Here is a 6,246-nt window from a genome sequence, read left to right on the forward strand (position 1 = left end):
AGGAGAGGTGGCTTCCAATCCGTACGAGCTTACCGATTGCGCTCGGGATGTGACGATGACAGTGCACTTCATCTCGCGTCGAGGGCGGCTCCGAGCTTCCAGGGTCGGCCGACAAGGCCTCTTGTCCGCAAATGTCCGTGTCCTTGCCGCAAGAGGCTGAACTTTGCGCAGACGGCGTTGGGCGATCGACTGCTAGCAATTGGCGCCTCACCGGACGCCGATTCCCATGCATGACGACGAGTTCTCATCGGCCGCAGCGCATGACAGCGCCGCCGCGATCTGGGCGCCACTGCGTCCCTTCATCGCCGCTGAGGCGCGTCTCGCCGTGCGCGCGGCGAAGACGCCCTGGACCGTCTTCCTCTACGAATTCCTTCGCTTCGGCGTGAAGCAGGCTTGGGCCTGCCTGTTCGGCGGCATCGCGGTGGCGCTGATGTTGCTGACGTGGCGGTTCTATCCGGCCAACGCGCCGCTGGCGCGCTACGACTTTCTCTTTCTCTGCATGCTCGGCGTCCAGGCCGCGCTGCTCGCTGCGCGCCTGGAGACCTGGGAGGAGGCGAAGATCATCCTGATCTATCACCTCGTCGGCACCGCCATGGAGCTGTTCAAGACCGCGACCGGCTCGTGGATCTATCCCGAGCCGAGCCTCATCAAGCTCGGCGGCGTGCCGCTGTTCTCCGGCTTCATGTATTCCTGCATCGGCAGCTATCTCTGCCGGGTCTGGCGGCTGTTCGATTTCCGCTTCACCGGCCATCCGTCGCGGCGCTGGCTGATCGCTTTAAGCGCTGCGATCTACCTCAACTTCTTCACCGACCATTACGGGCTCGATCTGCGGCTCGTGCTGTTCGGCTGGGCCGCGCTGCTGTTCGCGCCGGCGACGGTCCACTTCAAGGTCTGGCGCGTGCACCGCGCGATGCCGCTGCTGCTCGGGCTGATCCTGGTGTCACTGTTCATCTGGCTGTCGGAGAACGTCGGCACCTTCACCCGGGTCTGGCTGTATCCGCAGCAGGCCCATGGCTGGGCCATGGTGTCGCCGGCCAAGCTCGGCTCATGGTTCCTGCTGCTGATCATCAGCTACACGCTGGTCAGCCTGATCAACCGGCCGAGGGCGATGAACGCCGGGGAGAACGCGCTCTTGCCGGAGCGCGAGAGGCAAGCCGCATAGCCCGCTGCCGGTGGGTGGGCAAAGGCGCGGCACGGTGTTGAGATGAGGACGGTGTCGAGCGCGCCGTGCCCACCGCGTCTTGCGGCAGTCAGCGGATGGTGGGCACGGCGCGGGAGCTTGTCTTCGTTACGGAAGCCGCTCGGCGCGCCTTTGCCCACCCTACTGCGGCGGGGCTCCGCTACTTCTTCTTCGCGCCGACGCGCTCCAGCGACTTGATCTGAAGCGGCGGGCGGCCGGATTTTTCGGCGATGTCGCGGTCCTGCTCCATGATGAAGCCCTTGGCCGGCTCGTCGCCGTCGAGGCCGCCGAGCAGCTCGGCCGGGACGCGCCGGTTGGAGCGCTGCGAGCCGTCCTCGTAGGTCACGTTGAAGAAGGCGAATTCGCCTTTGGGATTGGAGCCGGGTTTTTTCGCCATGGGGTGCGCTTTACGGCGGCGGGACCCGTCCGGTCAATGCAAGAAAATGCTTATCCGCTGTCCGAATTTGACTTTCCCGTCATATGGTTTTCGCGGGAATCGGCGTGGCGGCGAGGTCCCGCCGACAGCGGCAAAGTCCTCCACCGGAGGTGACGGGATGCCGCTGCAACGGCCGTCCCGGGAGGCGCGGTGGCAGGTTGCGCCGCCGCACCGGTTCGGGCTTCGACCGCACCGGCGATGCTCCTCGATTTTGCCGGATGAACGTGCATCCCTGTGCGGCCCAACGAAGCCGCGAATGAACCCCGCTGATGTCGATGCCCCAACTCACCGTCTGGTACAACACGCGCTGCCCGGTCTGCGACGCCGGCATCGACTGGCAACGCAACAAGCTGCTGGCGCTGGTCAAGTCGGGACGGGTCGTGTTCAAGGACATCAACGACGAGCCGGAGGCGCTCAGTTCCTTCGGCGCCGACGTCGACGATGTCCGCCGCCGCCTGCACGCGACCGACGAGGACGGGCAGCTGATCACCGGCGCCGACGTGGCGCTCCGCCTGTGGAAGCTCACGCCGGGCGAAAGCTGGCTGGCGACGCTGTTCGGCAACCGCCTGATGCGCCCGCTGACCCGCTTCGGCTACGACCGCTTCGCGGACGTGCTGTTCGCCTGGAACAAGCGCCAGGGGCATTGGTGAGGGGGGATCTTTGCTTGAGCCCACACTCTCACCGCGATGGCGGTGAACTCCCCTCCCCGCTGCCGACAATCGCTGCGCGATTGCGGCGTGGGGGAGGGGAGCGCACCGTCGGTGTCGCGACAGTTCGAGTCTAACGCCGCCGCACCTTGACCCGCGCATGCACCCGTGGGCCGCGGCTGTCATCGTCGTCGTCATCGCTGCCGCCGAGCGCCATGATGGCGGTGCCCATGGCGGTCGAGCCGAAGGTGACGAAGAACGAGCCGAGCAGCAGGCCGATGGCGACGCCGGGCGAGTGGTCGGAGAAGATCAGGTGGCGCAGGCCCCAGGGATCGAGCGCCAGCAGGCCGCCGACCAGCACCACGGCCATGCCGAGGCCGAGCGCGAGGTTGATCGCGAGCAGGCGGAACAGGGGCACCTGGAGCAGTCGGCGCGGGCGCTGGCTGGGCTGCATCGGCGATCTCCTGCGGATCGTGAGCGATGAGCGGAATCGTAGCATCGATCTCACCGGGCTCAAGGCCGGAGCCGCCCGGTGCGGACATGGCTGTGGCGCAGCGAGGGCGCATCGTTTTGGGACAGGTGGTCGATTGTCATCGTGTGAGTGGCCGGCCGTCTGGGGCCCGAGGCGGTGGTCGCCGCATTGATATGCCTTCTTCAAAACCGTCAGATGGGGAGAACCGCGTGCTCCTCTTGCTCCGTCATTCCGGGGCGCGCGCAGCGCGAGCCCGGAATCCATAACCACAGGCGAACGTGATCAGGCACCCTCTTTGCCACCAGCTAGCCCCGACAACGCCGGCCTGTGAGTATGGATTCCGGGCTCGCCCGCTCCGCACCAAATCAGCTTCGCTGATTTGCCGCTGCGCGAGCGCCCCGGAATGACGGAGCAAGAGGAGGGCGCCAGCGCCACGGAATCACGGAGCAAGAGCGAAGGGCGTGGGCTTGGAATGAACTTGTCCAGACCTGCGCTCAGCGCACAAAACTCCGCCGCTCTCACGCCGCCTCGCCCTCGGCCACGCCATGCTGCCGGGCGATCACGCTCTGCCAGACACTGGCGATGGCGCGTTGCGTCTCGGGTGCGATCAGGCAGTGGCCTTCATTGTCGAAGCCGCAGAAGCGCACCGAGGGATCGTGCCGCACCTCGACCAGCGCCTTGTTGATCATCTCCAGCGAGGCCATCACCTGGCCGATGTTCTGCAGCCGCGTGTGATGCAGGATGTCGATCAGGCGGAACATCATGATCGGCGGCTGGCCCATCGCGATGCCCGGCCGGCCGAATTCGAAGAACACGTTCACCGCCGGCAGCGCGCTCTGGATCTGCGCCAGGACCTTCGCCGCATCCTCGATGCTGCAGGCGACGAGATGCGCGCCCTGGGTCGGGAGCGCAGGCGTCTGCGCCGCCTCCGGGCCGAGCCCGAGGCTGGCGAGCACCTGATGCTCGATCCAGCGGCGCACCTCCGGCGGCGCCGAGCGGATCTGGTCGGCGGATAGCGTAATCCCGATCATCGCGTCATCTCCTTTGTGGTTCAGCTTAGAAAGCGAAGATGGCGCGGCGTTGATCCGGATCAAGCGGCTGCCAGGACACCCTGACTCAGGCACCTTGTCTCAGACATCTTGCCTCAGGCACCTGGCCTCACGGCGCCACCAGTTCGACACGCCGGTTCAGCGCGCGGCCCGCATCGGTCGCATTGCTGCCGACCGGCGCGAGCAGGCCGACGCCGGCGGTGCGCAGCCGGGCGGGCACGATGCGGAAGCTCCTCACCAGCTCTGCGGCGACCGCCTCGGCGCGCCGCCGTGACAGATCGAGATTGTAGTCATAGCTGCCCTGGTTGTCGGTGTGGCCGACGATGAAGACGTTGAGCTGCGGCTGGCCGGTCAGCAGCTGCGCGATCTGCTCCAGCGTCGGCCGGCTCTCCGGCTTGATGGTCGCCTTGTCGGTGTCGAAATAGATGCCGTAGAGCGCGATGTGGCCCTTGTCGCCGAGGCCCTTGGCCATCGCGGCGGCGCTGACCATCTTGTTCTCCATCGCGCCGAGCTCGGCGATCGTCAGCTGGGCATAGATCTGCTGATTGTTCTGGCTGACCAGCACACCGGCATAGATCTCGCGGCCATCAGCGGCCTTGCGTCCGGCGACATAGCGATACTCGAAGCCGTCGACCCACATCTGCGGCACCGGCAGGATGTCGATCGCCTCGGTGAAGGGGATGCCGCCGCAGGCGTCGGTGTCGCAGGCGAACAGCGGCTCGAAGCCTTGCTTGGCGAGCTGGTTCTCGAAATTGCGCGCCACTTCCAGGATCGAAGGGCCCGGCGCAGTGCGATAGGCGATCCTGACGATGCGGCCCTCCAGGCGCCGCTCGTCGGTCGCCTTGCCGTCCTTGAACGGTGCTGCCTGCAGCCGCGCCGCGTCGAAATCCTTGGCGACATAGCCGGTGATGACGCTGCCGGCGAAGCGGCCTATGCCGGGATAATCCTTGGCCCCCGCCACATCACCGGGCTGAGCGGCCGCGGGCGCGAAAGAGTGAAAGATCGAAGCCGCGATGAGCGCCAGTTGCGCCAGCGTGCCGGGGCGGAAACGCATTTTCATTGTGACCTCTCGAGAAAATGGCGGGCCGAGGCTCCTGCGGATCACGGCCCGTGTGGATCAAGGCTCTCGTCGGCGACGGCTGTTGTGGTTCGAGATCTACGGACGACGGGACGTGAGACGTGGGCACGTCTGCCATTGGTGAGGATGACGCCGCCGGCCGTTCAAATGTGTGACGGCTGAATTTGTGACGGCCGAGTGTGTGACGGCTTGCGCGGACCGATTGCGACCGATCGTCCGCCGCGGCTGGCCTGCCGCGGCGAAATCGGGCATTGTCGCGGCGCCTCGGCGGCGCGGCAGGCGCGATGATCGGCCCGGCCATGCCATGTTCATCATGGTTGCCCGATCATGGCCATCGCGTAACCGGCGGGCGCGCGACCTGCCCGTTCCCACCACGCTCTCATGCAGGGACCTTTCATCTGATGCTGGCTTTTCGATCCCTCGTCGCCGTTGCGATCCTGTCGTTTGCCTCGCCCGCTTTGGCCGCGCGCTGCGGCGGCGATTTCAATACGTTCGTCACGAGCATGTCGGCGGAAGCGCAGAGCGCCGGCGTCTCCGGCGCCGTGGTCAGCCAGGCGCTGTCGGGCGTGACGCTCGATCCGGCCGTGCTCGCCTTCGACCGCCGCCAGCGCTACACCTTCAACAAGAGCTTCGAGCAGTACGTCTCGACCCGCGTCGGCGCCGGCCGCATCAATGGCGGCCGCGCCATGCTGCAGCGGCACGCGGCGCTGCTGTCGCGCATCGAGCAGCAGTATGGCGTGCCGCGTCAGATCCTGGTCGCGATCTGGGGACTGGAGACCGATTTCGGCAAGGGCGATATGGGCAAGCTGCCGGTCATTCGCACCTTGGCCACCCTTGCGCATGACTGCCGCCGCACCGAGCTGTTCCAGGGCGAGCTGCTGGCGGCGCTGAAGATCCTGCAGCGCGGCGATCTCACGCAGTCCGACCTCGTCGGCGCCTTCGCCGGCGAGATCGGCCAGACCCAGTTCCTGCCGTCGTCCTACATCAAATACGGCGTCGACTTCGATGGCGACGGCCGCGTCGACCTGCGCCACTCGACCGCCGACGTGCTGGCCTCGACCGCCAACCTGCTGCACAGCAACGGCTTCAAGATGGGCGCGCCCTATGACGAGGGCTCCGCGAATTTCGATGCCATGCGCGAGTGGAACAGGGCGGTGATCTACCGCAAGACCATCGGCTACTACGCCGATCAGCTGATGGGGCGGTAGGCTCGGAGCGTCACCTCAACATCGCCAATGCCTTCGCGCAGGCGGGGCCATCGACATAACGAACAGGGCTGGTGCGACCAACGATCGTGCCAATCAGTTGCTCCGTCATGCCCGGGCTTGACCCACGGCTGTCCGGTTGAGGCTTTTAACATATACTGAGGCTCAACTGGCGGTCA

7 protein-coding genes are annotated in these 6,246 nt (G+C 66.3%); 3 read left to right on the forward strand and 4 right to left on the reverse strand.

The genetic code is table 11. The annotated features are described in order from the left end of the window. The first annotated feature begins 226 nt into the window (after positions 1-226). Positions 227-1,162: a DUF817 domain-containing protein gene (locus QQL87_RS19045; RefSeq protein ID WP_284420220.1), complete on the forward strand. Its 936-nt coding sequence runs from the start codon at positions 227-229 to the stop codon at positions 1,160-1,162. A gap of 178 nt (positions 1,163-1,340) precedes the next feature. On the opposite strand, the gene QQL87_RS19050 is transcribed toward QQL87_RS19045, so the two are convergent. After that, positions 1,341-1,577, reverse strand: coding sequence for a hypothetical protein (locus QQL87_RS19050; RefSeq protein WP_284420218.1), 237 nt, complete (start codon positions 1,575-1,577; stop codon positions 1,341-1,343). 314 nt (positions 1,578-1,891) lie between these two features. Here QQL87_RS19050 and QQL87_RS19055 point away from each other — a divergent pair, with 314 nt between their 5' ends. Next, positions 1,892-2,266, forward strand: coding sequence for a thiol-disulfide oxidoreductase DCC family protein (locus QQL87_RS19055; RefSeq protein ID WP_284420367.1), 375 nt, complete (start codon positions 1,892-1,894; stop codon positions 2,264-2,266). A gap of 130 nt (positions 2,267-2,396) precedes the next feature. Here the strand turns inward: QQL87_RS19055 and QQL87_RS19060 are convergent, their stop codons facing one another. From QQL87_RS19060 to QQL87_RS19070, 3 genes are all read right to left on the reverse strand, one after another. After that, positions 2,397-2,717: a hypothetical protein gene (locus QQL87_RS19060; RefSeq protein WP_284420217.1), complete on the reverse strand. Its 321-nt coding sequence runs from the start codon at positions 2,715-2,717 to the stop codon at positions 2,397-2,399. Positions 2,718-3,253: 536 nt separating this feature from the next. Then, positions 3,254-3,766 carry a hypothetical protein gene (locus tag QQL87_RS19065; RefSeq protein WP_284420216.1) on the reverse strand — a complete coding sequence of 171 codons (513 nt, stop codon included), beginning with the start codon at positions 3,764-3,766 and terminating at the stop codon, positions 3,254-3,256. Positions 3,767-3,893: 127 nt separating this feature from the next. Next, on the reverse strand, positions 3,894-4,838 hold the full coding sequence (locus QQL87_RS19070; RefSeq protein ID WP_284420366.1) for an OmpA family protein: 945 nt from the start codon (positions 4,836-4,838) through the stop codon (positions 3,894-3,896). A 425-nt stretch (positions 4,839-5,263) separates the two neighbouring features. On the opposite strand from QQL87_RS19070, the gene QQL87_RS19075 reads away from it, so the two are divergent. Then, positions 5,264-6,070, forward strand: a complete 807-nt coding sequence (locus tag QQL87_RS19075; protein WP_284420215.1) for a lytic murein transglycosylase — start codon at positions 5,264-5,266, stop codon at positions 6,068-6,070. Positions 6,071-6,246 lie beyond the last annotated feature (176 nt).

The organism is Bradyrhizobium sp. SSBR45G, from assembly GCF_030159255.1.
GTDB lineage: Bacteria > Pseudomonadota > Alphaproteobacteria > Rhizobiales > Xanthobacteraceae > Bradyrhizobium.